Consider the following 20,596-nt stretch of genomic DNA (forward strand, 5'->3'; position numbering starts at 1 on the left):
GCGGGAGGCGCGCGGCGGGCACGTGCGACCCGCAGGTCGGGCAGGTGGCGAGGGCGGTCGGGCTCATGCCGACCATCGCACCGCGACGGGTGGTGACAGCGGATCGGGGCGACGGCTCAACCCGGCTGAGTACCCGTGCTCAGCCGTCCGGCGCCGATGCGGCGGACCCGTGGGTAACCAGCATGCTGGCGGACATGCCCAGCGCACCGTCGGTGTACGGCGTCCTCGCCTCGGTCGTGCCGCCCCTGGCGCGCGCCGTGTGGCGACCGACCGTCACGGGGCTGCACCACGTGCCGCCGACCGGGCCGGTGATCCTCGCCAGCAACCACCTCAGCTTCGCCGACTCGGTCGTGATCCCGGTCGTCGTGCCGCGGAAGGTGGTCTTCCTCGCGAAGTCCGACTACTTCACCGGGACGGGCGTCCGCGGACGGCTGCAGCGCGCGTGGTTCGAGGGACTCGGGATGCTCCCGGTCGACCGCGACGACACCCGGGCCGCGATGGCCAGCCTCGACACCGCGCTGGACGTCCTGGCCCGGGGCGAGGCGTTCGGCATCTACCCCGAGGGCACGCGCTCCCGCGACGGCCGGCTCCACCGGGGCCGCACCGGCGTCGCGCACCTCGCGCTGACCGCCGGCGCGCCGATCGTGCCGGTGGGACTGCGTGGCACCGAGCGCCTGCAGCCCGTCGGCGCCCGCCTGCCCCGGCTGGCCCACGTGGACGTGGCGTTCGGCGAGCCGATCGACCCGCGCGGGCGTTACGACGGCCTACCCCTCGGTCGTGCGCGGCGGCTGCTCACCGACGAGGTCATGGCGGCCGTCCAGCGGCTGAGCGGCCAGGAGGTCGCGGACGGTTACAACGAGCGTCCCGCCGACGCCTGAGCGGCGCCGGGCGGGAGCGGTGGGTGCGATCGGTCACGTCGACCGGTTCGGCCCCGGGGAAGGCGTTCCCTGGGTCAAGATGGTGGCGCTCAGCGGCGACGGGCCCCGGTGCGGGACCCGCCGGGAGCCCCCCGTCCGTGCTCCCTGGAGGTCCTGTGCGTCGCCGCCGCCGCCTGCTCGCTGCCGCCCTCGCCCTGGTCGCCTCGTCGACCCTCGCGGTCGGCGGGCCGAGCCACGCCGAGCCGGCCTCGGTCGGCATCCACTGGTCGGAGGTCGGCCCGTCGGTCCGGGTCGGCGACCCCGTGGCCGCCGTGCTGGAGGTCGACGGCGGGTCCGAGGTCGCGGTCGTGGAGCTGAGCGCGACGGGGGCCCGGTTCACGGCGCTGCCGGCGGGCTGCACGCCCAGCTCGGTCATCCACGAGCGCTCGAGCATCAGCGCCGACGGCGACACGATGCGCTGCCTGGTGCAGCCGCGCGACCTCCGGCTGAGCGTCCCGCTGGTCGTGACGGCCGCCTACGGCGAGCAGGTCGCGGTCGAGGCGTCGACGGGGCGGTCCGGTGCCGCGACCACGGGGCTGCTCTCGCTCGGCGGCCGCGCCGAGCGGGCGGCGTACCGCTTCCTCTCCAGCCCGGACTTCCTCAACGCCGACGTCGGCGACCTGCGCCGCGGGCCCACCTCGTGGAGCCCGAGCCGGTCGGAGAACTCCACCAACGCGGCCTACCGCACGGCGCTGGACCGCGTCCTCGACGCGTTCGTGGCCGAGCGCGCGGGGTCCGTGCTGGTCGCCGGCGACCTGGTCGAGGGTCACTGGCAGACCGACAAGACCGGCGCGCGGGTCTTCGGCCCGGTGGCGACGCACCGCGAGCGCAAGCAGGCGATCCGCCGGGCGGCGGCGACGTACTACCCGCAGTGGCTGGAGCGGTTCCGCTCCCGCGGGCTGTCCGTCCTGCCCGCCATCGGCGACCACGAGCTCGGGGACAACCCCTGGCGCAAGCGCGACCGCGCGCTGGTGCCGGCGTTCGAGCAGGCGTGGGCGCGGTGGTTCGCCCGGCGTGCCGACGGCTCGCCGCGGTGGAAGGACCGCCCGCGCGGCTCGCGGCACGAGATGCTCGCGTACGCCGTCCGGCCGGTGCCCGAGCTCCAGCTGGTCACGCTCGACGTCCTCGACATCACCGCCCACCGCGCGCGGGTCCAGGTCGACCGGGCCCAGCTGGCCTGGCTGCGCGGCGTCCTCGAGCGAGCTCGGCGCGACGGCGTCCCCTGGGTCGTCGTGCAGGGCCACGCGCCCGTCCTCGCGGTGCCGCGGTCCCGCGGCTCGAGCGGCCTGACGGTGGAGGGCGGACACCGGTCGGCGCTGTGGCGGACGTTCCGCGAGTACGGCGTCGACCTCTACCTCGCCGGCGAGGTCCACGACGTCTCCGCCGCCACCCGCGACGGGGTGGTGCAGGTGACGCACGGCGGGATGTTCCAGTACGGCCTGACCAACTACCTCCGCGCCGACGTCCACGCCGACCGGCTCGAGCTGCAGCTGCGCGACTTCGACGTCACCTGGGCCGACGCCCCCGACGGGTCGCGCCTGTGGCAGACGCGGCCGAGCGGGATCCCGAAGGTGGTGCGCGTGCGCCCCGAGCCGTTCACCATCGGCACGATGACCCTCGACGCCGACGGCCTGCGCGAGTCCAGCGGGGTGCTGCGGCCGATCGGCTGACGGGCGCTCCGGCGGGCCTCACGCCCCGGCGATGCCCCAGCGCTCCTCGAACTCCGCGACCGGGCACCCGGCCAGCTGCTCCTCGAGCGCCTGCAGGGTGAGCGCGGCCTCCTCGTCGGCGCCGGCCTCGACCCGGAACGCCTCGGTGCCGTCCGAGCGGCGCCGCACGACGTACTGGCCCACCGACGGGCCGTCGAGGTGGCCGAGCGTCGCGGCGCTCGCCAGCGCCCAGGCCGACACCACGGCACGACGCCACCGACGCCGCTCGTGGGCCTCGAGCGCCACGACGTACACCTCGCCCGCGGTGGTCATGACCGGTCAACGACGGGCGGGGCGCGGGAGTTCCGCAGCGGCGTCCGGCGCGCGAGGATGCTGCGCGTGGACGACGTGGACGACGTGGACGACACCCGGGCCGGCCGGCCCCGCACCCTGGTCACGGGCGGCACGCGCGGCATCGGGGCGGCGGTCGCGCGGCGGCTGGCGCGCGACGGGCACGACCTGGTGCTGGCCTTCCGGGCCGACGAGGAGGCCGCGGCCCGCACCCGCGCCGAGGTCGAGGGGCTCGGCGCCTCGTGCGACGTGGTGCGCGTCGACGTGGTCGACCCGGGCGAGGTGGAGCGGCTGTTCGCCGCGGCCGGCCCGCTCACCGGTGTGGTGTCGAACGCCGGCGCCACCCTGCACGTCGGCCCGCTGGCCGACGCCCCGGTCGAGGTGGTCGCGCGGACCGTCGAGCTCAACCTCACCTCCGCGCTGTACGTCGCCCGCGCGGCCGTCCGCGCGATGGCGACCAGCCGGGGCGGCTCCGGCGGGGTGCTCGTGACGATCTCGTCGGTGGCGGCGACGACCGGGTCGCCGGGGGAGTACGTGCAGTACGCCGCGGCGAAGGCCGGCGTCGACGCGATGACCCTCGGGCTGGCGCAGGAGGTGGCCCGTGACGGGGTGCGGGTCGTCGCCGTGGCGCCCGGGATCGTCGACACCACGATCCACGCCGACGCCGGTGAGCCCGGACGGCTGGCCCGGGTCGGGCCGACCGTGCCGCTCGGCCGGGCCGGGGACCCGCGGGAGGTCGCGGACGCGGTCGGCTGGCTGATGTCCGACGAGGCGTCGTACGTCACCGGCACGACGCTGCGGGTGGGTGGCGGCCGCTGACCGCAGCGCTCGTCAGGGCTCGACGAGTCCGGCGCGGATGGCGTAGCGGGTGAGCTGGGTGCGGTCGTTCATGCCGAGCTTGGCGAGGATGTTCGCGCGGTGCCGCTCGACCGTCTTGGGGCTGATCGTCAGCAGGCGCGCGATCTCGCGGGTGGAGGCGCCCTCGGCGACCAGCTTGAGCACCTGGTCCTCGCGGGCGGTGAGCACGGTCTCGGGCACGCGCTCGCCGCGGCGCAGCCGCTCGAGGTAGTCGCGCACGAGCGTGCCCATCGCGCCGGGGTAGACGAACGCCTCGCCGCGCACCGCGGCCCGGCAGGCGCCGACGAGGTCCTCGTCGGCGACCGACTTCAGCACGTAGCCGCTGGCGCCGGCCTTGAGCGCCTCGAAGAAGTACTGCTCGTTGTCGTGCATCGACAGCATCAGCATCCTGGGCGGGTGCGGGCGACGGCTGATCTCGCGCGCCGCCTGCAGACCGGTCATCCGCGGCATCGCGATGTCGAGCACCACGAGGTCGACGTCTATCTCCCGCAGCGCTGCGACGGCCTCGGCCCCGTCGCCGGCCTCGGCGACGACCTCGAGGTCGGGCTCGGCGTCGAGGATGAGGCGTACGCCGCGGCGCACCAGCGTGTGGTCGTCGGCGAGGAGGATCCGGGTGGTCCCGGGCGTGCCGCTCACACCGGCACCGCCAACCGGACGGTCGTGCCCTGGCCGGGCGCGCTGTCGATGGTGAGCGTCCCGCCGACGAGGACGGCCCGCTCGCGCATGCCGAGCACCCCGGACCCGGCCGTCGGGAACGGTCGCCCGTGGCCGTCGTCGCGGACCTCGAGCACCACGGAGTCGCCGACGCGGGTCAGGGACAGCCCGACCTCGGTCGCCCCGGCGTGCCGGGCCACGTTGGTCAGCGCCTCCTGCGCGACGCGGTAGACCACCAGCTCGGCCTCTGCCGACAGCGGCGGCAGGCCGGGGCTGGTGGTGCGCGTCAGGTGCCCGCGGCCGAGCGCGGCGAAGTCGTTGGCCAGCGCGGCGAGCGCGCTCAGCAGGCCGAGGTCCTCCAGGACGCCGGGCCGCAGCCGGCGCGCCACGCGGCGTACGTCGTCGAGGCCGGCGCGGGCGCTCTCGCGCACGAGAGCGAGGTCCTCGGCGACGTCGGCCAGCTCGGGGGGCACCCGGTCCTCGGCCCGCTTCAGCCCGAGCAGCACGACGGTGAGGCTCTGCCCGACCTCGTCGTGGAGGTCCTGGGCGATCCGGTGCCGCTCGGCCTCCTGGGCGGCCAGGGCCTTCGCGGCGCCGGCGGCGCGCTCGGCCTCGAGCCGGTCGAGCAGCGCGTTCCAGCCGGTGACCAGCGAGGCGCCGGGGCCGGCGGGCGGCTGCTCGAGCCGGCGCTCGGGGCGCACCAGGTCGATCGTGCGCATCTCGCGGATCACCCGGTCGATCGGGCGCAGCGTCGAGCGCAGGAGGAAGGCGTTGAGGACCAGCATCACGGTGAGCCCGACGGCGAGCACGACCGCCTCGGAGGGCAGCACGTCCTCGGACACGCGGGCGGGCGTGAGGGCGAGCGCCACCGTCCCGGCGAGGAACACCGCGCCGTTGGTCAGCACGACCTTCGAGTAGAGCGAGAGGCGGCGCACGGGTCCAGCCTCCCAGAATGGGTGGCAGCACCCATGGGCTCCGCGCCCGGGACCGGTCACGCTGGCAGCGTGACCACTCCCGTCGGCCTCGTCCTCGCCCTGGCCGTGGTGGGCCTGCTGGCGTGGACGTCCGTCGCGTGGGCCGGCGCGGGCCGCGGCGTCGCCGTGCTGCGTCGGGGACGCGTCGTGCGCGTCGGCGACTGCGGCCCCGTGCCGCACGTGCCCGGCCTGGAGGAGGTGCGCGAGTGGCCGACCGGCGAGGTCGTGCTGCCGCTGCTGACCCGGGCGACGACGCGCGACGGCGCCGACGTGCGGGTCCTCGCCGAGCTGCGCACCGAGCTGGCCGCGCCCGCGCCGGGGACGGCGTACGACGACCCGGTCGCCGTCGCGGAGGAGCGCGCGGAGCGGCTCGTGGTCGCCGCGGTCGCCGAGCGCGACGCGGACCTGCTGTTCGACGACGTCGACGGCCTGTCCTCCGCGCTGCCGGCGGAGCTCGAGCTGGTGGAGGTGGACGCCGTGCTGGGGCGGGGGCACGCGCGTGGGGCTGGCTGACCTCGGGGGGTTCGACGGCCGCTTCGAGGCGGCCGACCTGGACACCGTCGTGCTCGTCGCCGCGCTCGTGGTCCTCGCCGCCGCCGCGGCGGTGCGTCTCGCCTCCCGGGCCGGGCTGCCCAGCCTGCTGCTCTACCTCGGCATCGGCCTGGCGCTGGGGGAGTCGGGGCTCGGGCTGCGGTTCGAGGACGCCGAGCTGACCCAGGTGCTCGGCAACCTCGCGCTCGCGGTGATCCTGGCCGACGGCGGGTTCACGACCCGCTGGGCGGCGGTGCGGCCCGTGGCGCCGATGGCGGCGGTGCTCGCGACGGCGGGCGTCTTCGTGAGCGTGGCCGTGACGACCGGGCTCGTGCTGCTCGTGCTCGACGTCGACCTGCGCACCGCGATCGTGCTGGGCGCCGTCGCGTCCTCGACCGACGCGGCCGCGGTCTTCTCGGTGCTGCGCGCGATGCCGGTGCGCGGGCGGCTGCGGTCGCTCGTCGAGGCGGAGTCGGGGTTCAACGACCCGCCGGTGATCGTGCTGGTCACGGTGGTCACCAGCGACGCCTGGGAGGACTCGGGGGCGCTGAGCATCGCGGGGCAGATCGGCTACCAGCTCGTCGTCGGTCTCGTCGTCGGCGTCGCGGTCGCGCTGGCCGGGGTGTGGCTGCTGCGCCGCAGCGCGCTGCCGGCCAGCGGCCTCTACCCGCTCGCGACGCTCGCGATCGCCTTCGTCGCCTTCGCCGTCTCCGGCCTGGTCGGCGCGAGCCCGATCATGGCGATCTACGTCGCCGGGCTGGTGCTGGGCAACGCCGACCTGCCGCACCGCAGCACCACCGAGGGCTTCGTCGAGGGCATGGCTTGGCTCGCGCAGATCGGCCTCTTCGTCCTGCTCGGCCTCCTCGCGAGCCCGGGCCGCCTGCTCGAGGCGCTCCCGTGGGCCCTCGTCGTGGGGGCGTCGCTGACGCTGGTCGCGCGTCCGGTCTCGGTCCTGACCTGCCTGCTGCCGTTCCGGGTGCCCTGGCGCGACCAGGTCTTCATCAGCTGGGCCGGCCTGCGCGGCGCCGTGCCGATCGTGCTCGCCACCATCCCGATGAGCGTCGGGCTGCCCGGCGCCGAGCGGGTCTTCGACGTCGTCTTCCTGCTCGTCGTCGTCTTCACGCTGGTCCAGGGGCCGACGCTGCCGTGGGTCGCGCGGCGCACGGGCGCGGCCGCGGCGGAGAACCCCCGGGCGGTCGCCATCGAGTCCGCGCCGCTGGAGGACATCGACGCGACGCTGCTGCAGTTCACCGTCGCGCCCGAGTCCCGGCTCGCCGGCGTCGAGGTGGCCGAGCTGCGGCTTCCGCCGGGCGCCGTCGTCACCCTGCTGCTGCGCGACGACCAGCTCTTCGTGCCCACGCCCGCGACCGCGCTGCGCGTGGGCGACCACGCCCTGGTCGCCACCGACCGGACCCACGTCGCCGACATCGAGGAGCGGCTGCGGCAGGTGAGCCAGGAGGGCCGGCTCGCCGGGTGGTACGCCGGGTTGCCCGGGCGGCGCGGCCCGGCCGCCGCCGAGGCGGCTACGGCCAGAGCCACTCCATCTCGGCCACGGTGACCTCGCGGGCGGCCGGGCCGGCCAGCCGCTCGACGACCTCCAGCGCGAGGTCGACGCCGGCCGAGACGCCGGCCGACGTCCACAGCCGCTCCGCGCTGTGGACGAACCGCGGGCCGCGCTCGACGACCACGCTCGGGTCGAGGGCGGCCAGCTCGTCGTACGCCGTGTGGTGGGTGGTCGCCGGCAGCCCTGCGAGCAGACCGGCTCGCGCGAGCAGCATCGAACCGGTGCACACCGACATGAGCAGCTCGACGGCGTCGTACCGCTCGCGCAGGAAGGTGGCCAGCTCCTCGTGGTCCACCAGCGCCCGGGTGCCGGCGCCGCCGGGGACCACGAGCACGTCGACCGGCGGGCAGTCGGCGAGCCGGTGGTCGGGCAGGACGGTGAAGCCGCCGCGGCCGACCGCGGGCTCGCCGGTCAGGCCGACGGTCACCACCTCGAACGGCCGGCCCTCGCCGAGCTCGCCGGCGACGTTGAAGACCTCGTAGGGGCCCGCGAAGTCGAGGACCTCCATGTCGTCGAAGGCCAGGATGGCGACGGTGCGCGTGCTCACGGCCGCCATCCTGGCAGGTCTGCCACGCACTGTCGGCGCTCGATGTTGTGATGGGTCCATGACCGCCACCGCCGCCGCACCAGCCGTGAGGATCCCGGGTACGACGTACCGCCTCGCGCGCCGTCCGGTGGCTGGTGCCGTCCCCACCCTCGACGAGCACCAGCAGCGCGTCGTCGACCACGCCGGCGGGCCGCTGCTCGTGCTCGCGGGGCCGGGCACGGGCAAGACGACGACACTGGTCGAGGCGATCGTGCGCCGGATCGAGGAGGGCGCGCGGCCCGACCAGGTGCTGGCGCTGACCTTCTCCCGCAAGGCCGCCGAGCAGCTGCGCGACCGGGTGACCGCGCGGCTGGGCCGCACGATGGCGACCGGGCTGTCCTCGACGTTCCACTCCTTCGCCTACGCGCTGGTGCGGCGCTACGCGCCGGCGGAGCTGTACGCCGCGCCCCTGCGCCTGCTGTCGGCCCCCGAGCAGGACGTGGTGCTGCAGGAGCTGCTCACCGACGCGCCCGAGTCCGTGCGCTGGCCCGACCACCTGCGCGCGGCCGTCGGCACGCGCGGCTTCGCGCGCGAGGTGCACGCGGTGCTGGCCCGGGCCCGCGAGCGCGGCCTGGACCCGGCCGACCTGGCCGCGCTGGGGCGGGCCGAGGGCGTGCCCGAGCTGGAGGCGGCCGGGCTGTTCCTGGAGCAGTACCTCGACGTCCTGGGCGACCAGTCCGCGATCGACTACCCCGACCTGGTCGCGCGGGCCGTCATCGAGGCGCAGGTGCACCGCGAGGAGCTGCGGTCGCAGCTGCGGCACGTCTTCGTCGACGAGTACCAGGACACCGACCCCAGCCAGGTGGCGCTGCTGCGGGCCATCGCCGGCGACGGGCGGGACCTGACCGTCGTGGGTGACCCGGACCAGTCGATCTACGGCTTCCGCGGCGCCGACGTGCGCGGGATCCTCGACTTCCCCCGCGAGTTCCCGACCCGGGAGGGCGAGCCGGCGCCGGTGGTCGCGCTCGGCACGACCCGACGGTTCGGGTCGCGGCTGCTGCGCGCCTCGCGCACGATCGCCGCCTCGATCGGCGTCACCGGCTCCATCCCGCTCGAGCAGTACACCGCGTTCCGCAACCCGGTCCCGGCCGACAACGCCCACGGCCCGGGCAGCGTCGAGGTGCTCACCTTCGACACCCACCGGGCGGAGACCGAGCACACCGCCGACCTGCTGCGCCGCGCCCACCTCGAGGACGGCGTCCCGTGGTCGGAGATGGCGGTGCTGGTGCGTTCCGGCCGGGCCTCGATCCCGGGTCTGCGGCGCTCGCTCGCGGCGGCCGGCGTGCCCGTCGAGGTCGCCGCCGACGAGACGCCGCTGGTGCGCGAGCCCGCGGTGCTGCCGCTGCTCGGCGCCCTCGGCGTGGTCGTCGATGCGGAGGTCGAGGACCCGGCCGACGGGGACTTCGTCGGCGCGGACCGGGCCGAGGCGCTGCTGACCTCGCCGCTGGGCGGCCTGGACGCGACCGACGTGCGCGCGCTGACCCGCGCGCTGCGTGCCGCCTCGCCGGGCACGCCGGCGCGCGAGCTGGTCCGGCGCGCGGTGCTCGACCCGGCCGCGCTCGCCGGGCTCGACGGCGAGCCGGCCCGCCGGGCCCTGCGCCTGGCCGACCTGCTCGCCCGGGCCCGGCAGGCGCTGGCCGACGGCGCCACCGCCGAGGAGGTGCTCTGGCTGCTGTGGGACGGCACCGACTGGGGCCGCCGCCTGCGGCACGCGACGACCGCCGGCGGCCAGGCCGCGCGCCTGGCCCACCGCGACCTCGACGCGCTGTGCGCGCTCTTCGAGGTGGCCGCGCGCACCGAGGAGCAGCAGGGGCACCGCAGCGTCCGCAGCTTCCTCGAGACGCTGCGCGCCCAGGAGATCCCGGCCGACACCCTCGCCGACCGCGGCGTGCGCGGGGAGGCGGTCCGGCTGCTCACGGCGCACCGCTCCAAGGGCCTGGAGTGGCGGCTGGTCGTCGTCGCCCACGTGCAGGAGGGCGCCTGGCCCGACCTCCGCCGCCGCGACTCGTTGCTCCAGGCCGACCGGATCGGCAGCGACGGCCTGCTGCCGCCGCTGACCCGGGGCGCGATGCTCGCCGAGGAGCGCCGGCTCTTCTACGTCGGGGCCACCCGCGCCAAGCAGCGCCTGGTCGTCACCGCGGTCAAGTCGCCCGACGACGAGGGCGAGCAGCCCTCCCGGTTCCTCGCCGAGCTCGGCCGTGAGCCGGTCCACCGGGTCGGCCGCCCGCGCCGCCCGCTGTCGATGGCGGGGCTGGTCTCCGAGCTGCGCCGCACCGTCGCCGACCCCGGCGAGCCCGAGGCCCTCCGCCGGGCCGCCGCTCGACGGTTGCGGCTGCTCTCCGAGCTCGACGTCCACGGTCGCCCCGTGGCTCCGCAGGCGGAGCCCGCGACCTGGTGGGGGCTGCGCGCCCCGAGCCGGTCCGAGCGCCCGGTGCGCCCGGCCGAGGAGCCGCTCACGCTCTCGGCGAGCGCGCTCGACGGCCTGCTGACCTGCCCCGCGCAGTGGTTCCTCCAGCGCGAGGCCGGCGGCGAGGTCGTCAGCTCCAGCGGGCAGGGCTTCGGCAAGGTCGTCCACGCGGTCGCGGAGCGGCTCGCCAACGGCTCCCTCGGGGTCGCGGCCGAGGACGTCGACGTCGAGCGCGACCTGATGCCGCTGGTCGACGAGGTCTGGGGACGGATGGAGTTCCGCACCCCCTGGTCCCGCGCCCGCGAGCGCGAGGCGGTCGCCGCCGCGCTCGAACGCTTCCTCACTTGGCACCGGCGGCCTGGAGCCCGCACGGTGCTGGCCGTCGAGCCGAAGATCCGGGCCGAGGTGACCCTGCCGGACGGCCAGGTCGTCCGGCTGCACGGGTACGCCGACCGGCTCGAGCTCGACGAGGACGGCCGTGTCGTCGTCGTCGACCTCAAGACCGGCAAGTACGCCCCGACCGGGCCCGAGGTGCAGCGGCACTCCCAGCTCGGGCTCTACCAGCTCGCCGTCGACGCCGGCGCCGCCGACGAGCACCTCCGCGCAGCCGGCGTGGAGGGCCCCGGAAGCTCCGGCGGAGCCGAGCTCGTCCAGCTGCGGCTGGGGGAGGAGCTGCCCAGGGTGCAGCACCAGCCGCCGGCCGACGGCGACGCGCCGCGCCTCGTCGAGGAGCAGCTGGCCGCCGCGGCGGCCGCGCTCCGCGCCGAGGAGTTCGTCGCCCGCCCCGGCGGCCACTGCGACCGCTGCGCCTTCACCGCGATCTGCCCCACCAAGGCCTCAGGGACGGTGCTCTCGTGACCTCGACCATGCCCGACCGGACCCCGGCCACCGGCGCGCCGGACATCACCACGCCCGAGCAGCTGCGCGACCTCATGGGCGTGCGGTGGACGTTCAGCGAGCAGCAGTTCGCCGCGGTCACCGCGCCCCTGGAGCCGGCCGTCGTCATCGCGGGAGCCGGCTCGGGCAAGACGACCGTGATGGCCGCCCGCGTGGTCTGGTTGGTCGCGACCGGCCGGGTCGCCCCCGGCGAGATCCTCGGCCTCACCTTCACCACCAAGGCGACCGCGGAGCTCCAAACCCGGATCCGCGACAGCCTGCGCCAGGCCGGGCTCCTGCCCGAGCGCGGCACCCGCGCGCCCGGCCCGGACGGCGAGGAGCAGGAGGTCGAGGAGCCGACGGTCGCGACCTACCACTCCTACGCCTCGGCGCTGCTCTCCGAGCACGGCCTGCGCATCGGCCACGAGCCCGACACCCGGCTGGTCGCGGACGCCAGCCGCTACCAGCTCGCCGCGCGTGCGGTGCAGCGGTACGCCGCGCCCGTGGACCAGCTGACCGACTCCCCGCGCCACGTCGTGCAGTACCTCCTCGCCCTCGACGGCGAGATGAGCGAGCACCTCGTCGGCCCCGCCGAGGTCCGCGCCCACGACGAGCGGCTGCGCCCGCTGCTGCTCGAGGGCATGGCCACCGAGCACCGCAAGACCTACCGCGCACTCAACGAGAAGGCGGTCGCGGCGATCGACAAGCGGGCCGAGCTGCTCGGGCTGGTCGAGGCCTACCGCGCGCTCAAGCGGCACCACGGGCTGATGGACTTCTCCGACCAGATCGCGCTCGCCGCCCGACTGGCCGAGCAGTGCCCCGAGGTCGGCGAGGCCGAGCGCTCGAAGTTCAAGGTCGTGCTGCTCGACGAGTACCAGGACACCTCCGTGGCCCAGGCGCTCATGCTGCGCCGGCTCTTCTCCGGTCCCGACCCGGACACCGGCCTGGGCCACCCGGTGATGGCCGTCGGTGACCCCAACCAGGCGATCTACGGCTGGCGCGGGGCGTCGGTGTCGAACATCCTCGAGTTCACCCGCGAGTTCCCGGCCGCCGACGGCGCGCCCGGCACGACGTACCCGCTCACGGTCAACCGCCGCTCGGACGAGCGGATCCTGGCCACGGCCAACCACCTGGCCGCCGAGCTGTACGCCGGCCGCCCGGACCTGCGGCCCCTCGAGGCGGCACCGGACGCCTCGCCGGGCGAGGTGCGCGCGGTCGTGCACGAGACCTGGGACGACGAGCTGGCCTGGCTCGGCGACCGGGTGCTGGAGACCCACGCGGCGCTCTCGGCGACCAAGGACGGCCCGTGCTGGCGCGAGATCGGCGTGCTCACCCGCGACAACGCGCACGCCGCGGCCGTCTTCGACGCGTTGAGCGAGCGGGAGGTCCCGGTCGAGATCGTCGGCCTCAAGGGCCTGCTGCGACTGCCGGAGGTCTCCGAGGTCGTCGCGACGCTGACGTTGGTCCAGGACGTCACCGCCAACGCCGCCCTCCTCACGCTGCTCGCCGGCCCGCGCTGGGCGATCGGCCCGCGCGACCTCGCCCTGCTCGGCCGGCGGGCGCGGGAGCTGGCCGGCGACACCTCGGGGGCGACGGCCTTCGCCGACGTGCGTGCCCAGCTGGCTGCCGCCGTCGAGGGGGCCGACCCGACGGAGATCGCCTCCCTGTGCGACGCGCTGGAGGACCCGGGCGACCTGGCGTACTCGCCCGAGGCACGCGAGCGGTTCGCTCTGCTGGCCGCCGAGCTGCGACGACTGCGCCAGGCGGTCGGCGAGCCGATCCTCGACCTGGTCCGGCGCATCGTCGACACGACTGGCATCGACGTGGAGCTGGCCTCCTCGGTCAGCCCCGCGGCCGCCGCGCGGCGCGACAACCTCGACCTGTTCGTCCAGGCGGTCGCGGAGTTCCAGGCCGTCGACGGCCAGGTGACGCTGCCGGCGCTGCTGGCGTGGCTCGAGGCCGAGGACGAGTTCGGCCAGGGGCTCGACGTCGCGACCCCGTCGGAGGCCGACTCGGTCAAGCTGCTGACCGTCCACCGGGCCAAGGGCCTGGAGTGGGACGCGGTCTTCCTCGTCGGCGTGACCGAGCGGAAGTTCCCGACCAACCGCACCCGGTCGAGCTGGCTGACCGTCCCGTTCGTCATGCCGACCGCGCTGCGCGGCGACGCCCGGGACCTGCCCCAGCTGGCCGGCCACACGCCCGAGGACATCAAGGCCCTGGCCGGGGCGGTCAAGGAGCACGAGGCGCTCGAGGAGCTGCGGCTGGGGTACGTCGCGTGGACCCGGGCGCGGCACTCCCTGTGGGTCTCGGCCTGGCGCTTCGCGCCGCACCTGAAGAGCGGCCTCGGCCCCTCGGCGTACCTCTGCGCGACGCGGGACGCGATGGCGGCCTGGGGCGCGGAGCCGGACCGCTGGGCCGACTGCGCGGTCAAGGGCGAGGAGAGCCCGTACGCCGACCGCTCGCCCGACCTGCCCTGGCCGATCTCGCACCGCACCGCCGAGGTCGAGCGGCGCATCGCGGCCGCCCGGCGGGTGCGCGAGGCCGACCCGGTCACCGACGCCGAGCTGGCCGGCGGCATCGAGGACGGGATCGAGGACGTCCTCGAGCTGGAACGGGTCCAGCAGTGGGACGAGGAGATCGCCCGGCTGCTCGACGAGGCCCGGCGCGACCGCTCGTCGCACGTCGAGGTGGAGCTGCCGAGCAGCCTGTCGGCGACCTCGCTGGCCCGGCTGCGCGACGATCCCGACGAGCTGGCTCGCGACCTGGCCCGGCCGATGCCGCGGAAGCCGTCGTCGGCGGCACGCTTCGGCACCCGGTTCCACGCCTGGGTCGAGGCGCGGTTCGGCCAGCAGCTGCTGCTGGACCCCGACGAGCTGCCGGGCCGCGCGGACGTCGACATCGACGACGACGCCGACCTCCAGGAGCTGATCGCGCGCTTCGAGGGGGGTCCGTTCGCCGAGCGCGTCCCGCACGCGGTCGAGCCGTCGTTCGCGCTGGTGGTCGACGGCCAGGTGGTCCGTGGCCGCGTCGACGCGGTCTACCGCGAGGACACCGAGGACGGGGAGGGCTACCTCGTCGTCGACTGGAAGACCGGTCGCTCGGGGGAGGCGGACCCGCTCCAGCTGGCGATCTACCGCCAGGCGTGGGCCGAGCTGCACGACCTGCCGGTCGAGCGGGTGCGGGCGGCGTTCTACTTCGTGCGCAGCGGGCGGGTCGTCGAGCCGACCGACCTGCCGGGGCGTCAGGAGCTGGCGGCCCTGCTGCGGGTGGCGGACGCACCGGAGAGGTAGCGCCGCACGGCCGTCGCCGCCGTCCGCCCGGCCCGGTTGGCGCCGATCGTGCTGGCCGAGGGGCCGTAGCCGACCAGCTGCACCCGCGGGTCGGCGACGGCGGTCGTGCCGTCGAGCTGGATCCCGCCCAGCTCCGAGCGCAGCCGCAGCGGCGCCAGGTGGGCGACGGCGGGGCGGAACCCGGTCGCCCAGAGGATCGCGTCGGCCCGCTCGAGCGAGCCGTCGGGCATCCGCACGCCATCGGGCTCGACCGCGGTGAACATGGGGTGCCGGGCGTAGGCGCCGAGCCGGGCCGCCTCCTGCTCCTGCGGCCGCAGCGACAGCCCGGTCACGCCGACGACGCTGGTGGGCGGCAGCCCGCGGCGTACCCGCTCCTCGACCATCGCGACCGCCTCCCGCCCCCGGTCGGGGGTGAAGTCGTCGGTGCGCCACACCGGCGGGCGACGGGTGACCCACAGCGTGTCGGCGACGAGCGCCAGCTCGCCGAGGTGCTGGACGGCCGACGCGCCGCCGCCCACGACGACGACGCGCTCGCCCCGGAAGTGCTCCGCGCCCGGGAACGCCACGGTGTGCCACTGCTCGCCCAGGAACATCTGGACGCCGGGGTAGTGCGGCACGAACGGTCGTCGCCACGTGCCGGTCGCGTTGACCAGCGTGCGGGTGGTCCAGCTGCGGTCGCCGGCGCGCACGAGGAGCAGGTCGTCCGGCCCGTCCTCGACGCGGTCGACCTCGACCGGGCGCACGACGGGGAGGTCGTGGATCCGCTCGTAGTCGGCGAAGTACGCCGGCACGACGACGTTCGCGCGGCCCGCGTCACCGGCCGGCGGGTCGGCATCGGGGAGCGCAGCGACGCCGTGGACGTCGTGCATGGTCAGCGAGTCCCAACGGTGCTGCCAGGCCCCGCCGGGCGCGGGCTCGGCGTCGAGGACGACGTGGTCGAGACCGAGGCGGCGCAGGTGGTACGACGCGGAGAGGCCGGCCTGGCCGGCGCCGACCACCACCGCGTCGTACGTCCTCATGCCGTCCTCAACGCCGGGGCGACGGGGGTTAGTCCGTCGGACCACTCACCCCGCCGTCGCGACGACCTCGTCCGGGGTGTGCGGCAGCCGGTGGGTGTCCACGACCTCCCCGGAGGCGAGGTCGACGACGTGCAGCCGGTCGCGGGCGGGCTCGGTGACGTACGCCGTGTCCCCGACGACCTGCACGGTCGGCCGCGGCTGCTGCCAGTCCATCGGCTCGCGCCAGGGCTCGACCACGGGGAACGAGCGGCTGACCTCGGCGCGCCGGACGTCGACCACGTGCAGGGCGCCGTCGGTGCCGAGGACCAGGCCGTCGCCGTCCGGGGTCCGGGCCAGGGACCGGAAGGAGTAGCTGGCCGGCAGGTCGACCAGTCGCAGGGCCGCGTCGCGGGTGTCGACGACCGAGACCTTTGTGGGCCGCTCGAGCTCGGCGTCCGGGTCGCTCTTGTAGTCACCGAGCACGAACGGCGAGGTCTCGTGGCCGGCCTGGTTGCCGATCCGGCCGTACGCGTCCGGGCTGTCGACCTTGGTGATGGTCCGTCCGTCGACGACGAGCAGGCCGTCCTCGCACCCGACGACCGCGACGTCGCCGGCGAAGGCCTCGCCGTGCACGCCCGGGCACTCGTCGCTCGCGGCCAGCTCCGCACCGGAGGCGGTGACCACCCGGACGCCGGAGCGGGACTCGGCGTCGCCGACGGTGTGCAGCAGGGTGCCCACGGCGCTGCGGACCGCGACGCCGTGGTGCGGCTCGGGGAGGGTGGTCGTGTCCACGACCGGGTCCTCGCCCTCCGCGATGCGGAACGGGTCGACCACCGTGACGTCGCCGGTCCCGTCGTCGAACAGGGTGGTGAGCCCGTCGTGGGCGACCGCGTGCCCGGGCTCCTCGGCCGGCACGGAGAAGGACGTCAGGGTCGGGTCCGTGCTCCAGGAGTGGCCGTGGTCGCCGTGCGCCTCGGTCCAGGAGCCGAGGTCGAGCGCGGTGAACGCACCGGCGGCGGAGACGAACGCGTGCCGGTCGTCGCCCGCCGGGTTGAGCCGGACGTAGCCGTCGAGCGGCTCGTCGAGCAGCACCTCGCCCGACTCCGGGTCGAGCACGAGCACGCCGCCGTCGTACGACACCGCCACGCGCGGCTGGGGTCCGGCCTCCTCGACCGCCGTCGGCCCCGCCTCGGACGTCGGCGAGCGGTCGGCCGGGCTCGGTGCGCTCGTGGGATCGGAGGCCTCGCCGCAGGCGAGGAGGGAGGCCGACACGAGGGTCAGCAGGGGTGGCAGGAGCAACGCTCGATTCATCTTCATGAGAATGATTCTCAGAGCAAATGAGAATGATTGTCAACTGAGACCCGTACCGGCCGGCCGGTCAGGGCGGCCGGTTTAGCCTCCGGACGTGACCGCCCCCCACCTCAGGCTGGCCCAGGACCCGCACGACCGTGTGGCGGTCCACCGCAAGGACGACGCCTGGCTCGCCGAGCGCTGGGCCGACGAGGACACCCGGGTGCTGGTGGTGTCCGGGACCCGCGTGCGACCGGCGGACGGGCGGGTCGCCTGGGTGCCGCCGTCACAGGCGCCCGACGGGCTGCGGGTCCTGCTGGGGGAGCGCGAGGGGCGGGCGTGGTTCGCCGTCGTCACTGGCCCGGAGGAGGCGAAGGGGGACGCGTCCTGGTTGCCGCTGCGCGGCCTGCTGCCGTCGCTCTCGGACGACAACCTCGCGGTCGCGCCGTTGGTCCTCCACGCGCTCGGTCTGGCGGAGTGGCACTTCGCGACGCGCTTCTGCCCGCGCTGCGGCGGTCGCCTCGAGGCGACCGCGGCGGGTCACGAGCTGGTGTGCACGCAGTGCGGGAAGTCGCAGTTCCCCCGCAGTGACCCGGCGGTGATCATGGTCGTCACCTCGGGCGAGCCGGGGGCCGAGGACGAGCGGTGCCTGCTGGGGCGCCAGGCGATGTGGCCGGAGGGGCGCTACTCCACGCTGGCCGGCTTCTGCGAGCCGGGCGAGACGCTGGAGGACGCCGTGCGCCGGGAGGTGGCCGAGGAGACCGGCGTGGTCGTCGGCGAGGTGGAGTACTTCAGCAGCCAGCCGTGGCCGCTGCCCGCCAGCCTGATGGTCGGCTTCGTCGCCCGCGCGACCTCCACCGAGATCACCGTCGACGAGGTGGAGATCGAGGACGCCCGCTGGTTCACCCGCGCCGAGATGCGCGAGCAGGCCACCTCCGGCGAGCTGGTGCTCCCCGGCGGGGTCTCCATCAGCCGCTCGCTCATCGAGCACTGGTACGGCGGGACGCTGCCCGGCCAGTGGTGATCGCCCCGCCGCCGGTCGCGCCGGCCGCCGTGGAGCATGTAACGGACAGTTCGCCACTGTGTAGGCACGCTGCAACGTGCCTACAGAGCAGCGAACTGTCCGTTACAAGTCCGGCGGGGGACGCGGGCAGCTCGAGCCCGGGCGGGCTGGGCCGCCGCGGATCAGGCCAGCGCGGCCAGCTTCTCCTTGACCTGGGCGAGGGAGGGGTTGGTCTGGGCGGTGCCGTCGGCGTAGACGAGCGTGGGGACGGTCTGGTTGCCGTTGTTGGCCGACTCGACGATCTTCGCGGCGTCGGGCGCCTGCTCGATGTCGACGACGTCGTAGGTGATGCCCTCGCGGTCGAGCTGGCTCTTGAGCCGGTGGCAGTAGCCGCACCACGGGGTCGTGTACATCGTGAACTGGCCGCTCATCTGGACTGTCGCCTCCGGCGTCTAGGGTCTGGAACACCGATCAAACCACCGTTCCCCAGGAGTTGTTCCCTTCCATGACCGGCCCCGACGACCTGCTCGCCGCGCTCGACCCGGAGCAGCGCCGGGTCGCCGAGGCGCTGCGCGGCCCGGTGCGGGTGCTGGCCGGTGCGGGCACGGGCAAGACCCGCGCGATCACGCACCGGATCGCGTACGGCGTCGCGACGGGTGTGTACGCCCCGACCGAGGTCCTGGCGGTCACGTTCACCACCCGCGCGGCCGGCGAGATGCGCGGGCGGTTGCGCACGCTGGGGGCCGGGGGCGTGCAGGCGCGCACGTTCCACTCCGCGGCGCTGCGCCAGCTGCGGTACTTCTGGCCGCACGTGCACGGCACCGAGCTGCCCCAGCTCATCGAGTCCAAGATCGGCCTGCTCGCGACCGCCGCCCGCCGGCAGCGGATCTCCGCCGACCAGGCGCTGCTGCGCGACCTCGCCTCGGAGGTCGAGTGGGCGAAGGTGAGCAACGTCCAGCCCGACGACTACCCGCGGGTGGCGGCGGCGCGCGGGCGCAGCGTCACCAACCTCGACCACCACGCCGTCGGCCGGGTGTTCAGCAGCTACGAGGACGCCAAGCGCGAGTCGGGGCGGATGGACATGGAGGACGTCCTGCTGCTGACCGCCGGCATGCTCGCCGAGGACGAGCGGGTGGCGGCGCAGGTGCGCCGGCAGTACAAGTTCTTCGTCGTCGACGAGTTCCAGGACGTCTCGCCGCTCCAGTCCGCACTGCTCGACCTGTGGCTCGGCGGCCGCGACGAGCTCTGCGTGGTCGGCGACCCGGCGCAGACGATCTACTCCTTCGCCGGGGCCAACGCCGACTACCTGCGCGACTTCCCGAGGCGCTATCCCGGCACCACCTCGGTCGAGCTGGTCCGCAACTACCGCTCCACGCCCCAGGTCGTCGACGCGGCCAACACGCTGCTCGCCGGGACGCCGAGCCAGGGCGTCGACCTGCGCGCGCAGCGGCCGTCCGGCCCGCCGGTCACCTACTCCGCCCGGCCCGACGAGGTCGCGGAGGCCGAGGACGTCGCCGCGCGCATCCTCAAGCTCCGCGACGCCGGCCGCCCGCTCGGCGAGGTCGCGATCCTGTTCCGCATCAACGCCCAGTCCGAGGCGTTCGAGGAGGCGCTCGCGGCGCGCCGGATCCCGTACGTCGTCCGCGGCGCCGCCCGCTTCTTCGACCGTCCCGAGGTGCGCGAGGCGGTGACGCGCATCCGCGGCGCCGCCCGCTCCGGGGAGGGCGTCGGCGTCGTCGACACCGTCACCGCGACGCTGGCCGGCATGGGCTGGACGCCCGAGGCGCCGGCGGCCCGCGGCCAGACCCGCGACCGCTGGGAGTCCTGGCAGGCGCTGGTCGACCAGGCGTCCGAGTTCGAGGCCGGCGGGGGAGACCTCGAGGCGTTCGTGGCCGACCTCGACCGCCGGGCCGCCGAGCAGCACGCGCCGGTCGCCGACGGTGTCACGCTGGCGACCTTCCACGCCGCCAAGGGCCTGGAGTGGGACTCGGTCTTCCTCTGCGGCCTCCAGGACGGCACGCTCCCGATCACCTACGCCGACACCCCGCTCGCGGTCGAGGAGGAGCGGCGACTCCTGTACGTCGGCATGACCCGTGCCCGCCTCGACCTCGCGCTGTCGTGGGCGGCTGCGCGCAACCCGGGCGGCCGCGCGTCGCGGCGGCCCTCGCGGTTCCTCGACCCGCTGCTGCCGGAGGAGTCCCGCGCGCAGGACCAGCCGCGGCGGCGCAAGGTCGCCGGCTGCCGCGAGTGCGGCAAGCCGCTGACGAGCGCCATCGAGAAGAAGCGCGGCCGCTGCCACGACTGCCCGGCGTCGTACGACGAGGAGCTCTTCGAGCGGCTGCGCACGTGGCGCAAGGAGCGGGCCGACTCCGAGTCGGTGCCGGCGTTCGTCGTCTTCACCGACGCCACCCTGCAGCTCATCGCCGAGCACAAGCCGCAGACGCCCGAGGCGATGCTGCGGATCAGTGGTATAGGCCGCTCGAAGGTCGAGAAGTACGGCGAGGACGTGCTCGACCTCGTCGGCTGAGGGCGTTTGCGCAGGTCAGCCGAGACGGGGCCGGGCACGCCCGGGCAGCCGTAACGGTTGCCCCGGAGACGGTTGAAGAAGAAATCGGCGAAATGCCCAATAAATGGTTTGCCCCTTACCG

At 75.4% G+C, this 20,596-nt stretch carries 16 protein-coding genes; 9 read left to right on the top strand and 7 right to left on the bottom strand.

The annotated features are described in order from the left end of the window. Positions 1-194 precede the first annotated feature (194 nt). Positions 195-878, top strand: coding sequence for a lysophospholipid acyltransferase family protein (locus G6553_RS07775; RefSeq protein ID WP_166190759.1), 684 nt, complete (start codon positions 195-197; stop codon positions 876-878). Positions 879-1,033: 155 nt separating this feature from the next. Then, positions 1,034-2,587 (top strand): metallophosphoesterase, encoded by a 1,554-nt coding sequence (locus tag G6553_RS07780; RefSeq protein WP_166190761.1) that lies wholly within the window; start codon positions 1,034-1,036, stop codon positions 2,585-2,587. A gap of 18 nt (positions 2,588-2,605) precedes the next feature. On the opposite strand, the gene G6553_RS07785 is transcribed toward G6553_RS07780, so the two are convergent. After that, positions 2,606-2,899 carry a hypothetical protein gene (locus G6553_RS07785; protein ID WP_166190763.1) on the bottom strand — a complete coding sequence of 98 codons (294 nt, stop codon included), beginning with the start codon at positions 2,897-2,899 and terminating at the stop codon, positions 2,606-2,608. 66 nt (positions 2,900-2,965) lie between these two features. Between G6553_RS07785 and G6553_RS07790 the strand changes: the two genes are divergently transcribed. After that, entirely contained in the window at positions 2,966-3,736 is a 771-nt protein-coding gene (locus G6553_RS07790) for an SDR family oxidoreductase (RefSeq protein WP_347565578.1), read from the top strand. A 12-nt stretch (positions 3,737-3,748) separates the two neighbouring features. Here G6553_RS07790 and G6553_RS22095 read toward each other — a convergent pair whose 3' ends face one another. Both G6553_RS22095 and G6553_RS07800 read right to left on the bottom strand, forming a co-directional pair. Next, positions 3,749-4,411 (bottom strand): response regulator transcription factor, encoded by a 663-nt coding sequence (locus G6553_RS22095; protein ID WP_166190767.1) that lies wholly within the window; start codon positions 4,409-4,411, stop codon positions 3,749-3,751. Next, complete coding sequence (locus G6553_RS07800) at positions 4,408-5,364, bottom strand: sensor histidine kinase (protein WP_166190769.1); 957 nt, start codon at positions 5,362-5,364, stop codon at positions 4,408-4,410. Before G6553_RS07800 ends, G6553_RS22095 begins: the two co-directional genes overlap by 4 nt. 69 nt (positions 5,365-5,433) lie before the next feature. Here G6553_RS07800 and G6553_RS07805 point away from each other — a divergent pair, with 69 nt between their 5' ends. Continuing rightward, positions 5,434-5,916, top strand: a complete 483-nt coding sequence (locus tag G6553_RS07805) for a hypothetical protein (RefSeq protein WP_166190771.1) — start codon at positions 5,434-5,436, stop codon at positions 5,914-5,916. Further along, the gene (locus G6553_RS07810) at positions 5,903-7,492 is read left to right on the top strand and encodes a potassium/proton antiporter (protein ID WP_347565579.1); all 1,590 of its coding nucleotides are present in this window, start codon (positions 5,903-5,905) and stop codon (positions 7,490-7,492) included. Before G6553_RS07805 ends, G6553_RS07810 begins: the two co-directional genes overlap by 14 nt. On the opposite strand, the gene G6553_RS07815 is transcribed toward G6553_RS07810, so the two are convergent. Next, positions 7,458-8,045, bottom strand: a complete 588-nt coding sequence (locus G6553_RS07815; protein WP_347565580.1) for a DJ-1/PfpI family protein — start codon at positions 8,043-8,045, stop codon at positions 7,458-7,460. The two genes, G6553_RS07810 and G6553_RS07815, sit on opposite strands and share 35 nt — an antisense overlap. Before the next feature lie 58 nt (positions 8,046-8,103). Between G6553_RS07815 and G6553_RS07820 the strand changes: the two genes are divergently transcribed. Continuing rightward, positions 8,104-11,349: an ATP-dependent DNA helicase gene (locus G6553_RS07820; RefSeq protein ID WP_166190774.1), complete on the top strand. Its 3,246-nt coding sequence runs from the start codon at positions 8,104-8,106 to the stop codon at positions 11,347-11,349. Further along, on the top strand, positions 11,346-14,657 hold the full coding sequence (locus tag G6553_RS07825; protein ID WP_347565581.1) for an ATP-dependent DNA helicase: 3,312 nt from the start codon (positions 11,346-11,348) through the stop codon (positions 14,655-14,657). Before G6553_RS07820 ends, G6553_RS07825 begins: the two co-directional genes overlap by 4 nt. Here the strand turns inward: G6553_RS07825 and G6553_RS07830 are convergent. Beyond that, a complete protein-coding gene (locus G6553_RS07830) occupies positions 14,609-15,676 on the bottom strand; it encodes an FAD-dependent oxidoreductase (RefSeq protein WP_166190776.1) in 1,068 nt (355 codons plus the stop codon). The genes G6553_RS07825 and G6553_RS07830 overlap by 49 nt on opposite strands. A gap of 45 nt (positions 15,677-15,721) precedes the next feature. Next, complete coding sequence (gene aztD / locus G6553_RS07835; RefSeq protein ID WP_166190778.1) at positions 15,722-16,972, bottom strand: zinc metallochaperone AztD; 1,251 nt, start codon at positions 16,970-16,972, stop codon at positions 15,722-15,724. Between the two features lie 88 nt (positions 16,973-17,060). On the opposite strand from aztD, the gene nudC reads away from it, so the two are divergent. After that, positions 17,061-17,969, top strand: a complete 909-nt coding sequence (nudC, locus tag G6553_RS07840; RefSeq protein ID WP_166190780.1) for an NAD(+) diphosphatase — start codon at positions 17,061-17,063, stop codon at positions 17,967-17,969. 161 nt (positions 17,970-18,130) lie between these two features. Here nudC and G6553_RS07845 read toward each other — a convergent pair whose 3' ends face one another. Further along, a complete protein-coding gene (locus tag G6553_RS07845; RefSeq protein ID WP_166190782.1) occupies positions 18,131-18,379 on the bottom strand; it encodes a mycoredoxin in 249 nt (82 codons plus the stop codon). Between the two features lie 74 nt (positions 18,380-18,453). Between G6553_RS07845 and G6553_RS07850 the strand changes: the two genes are divergently transcribed. Next, positions 18,454-20,475, top strand: a complete 2,022-nt coding sequence (locus G6553_RS07850; RefSeq protein WP_166190784.1) for an ATP-dependent DNA helicase UvrD2 — start codon at positions 18,454-18,456, stop codon at positions 20,473-20,475. Positions 20,476-20,596: the final 121 nt, after the last annotated feature.

The sequence above is a fragment of the Nocardioides sp. IC4_145 genome (assembly GCF_011250565.1).
GTDB lineage: Bacteria > Actinomycetota > Actinomycetes > Propionibacteriales > Nocardioidaceae > Nocardioides.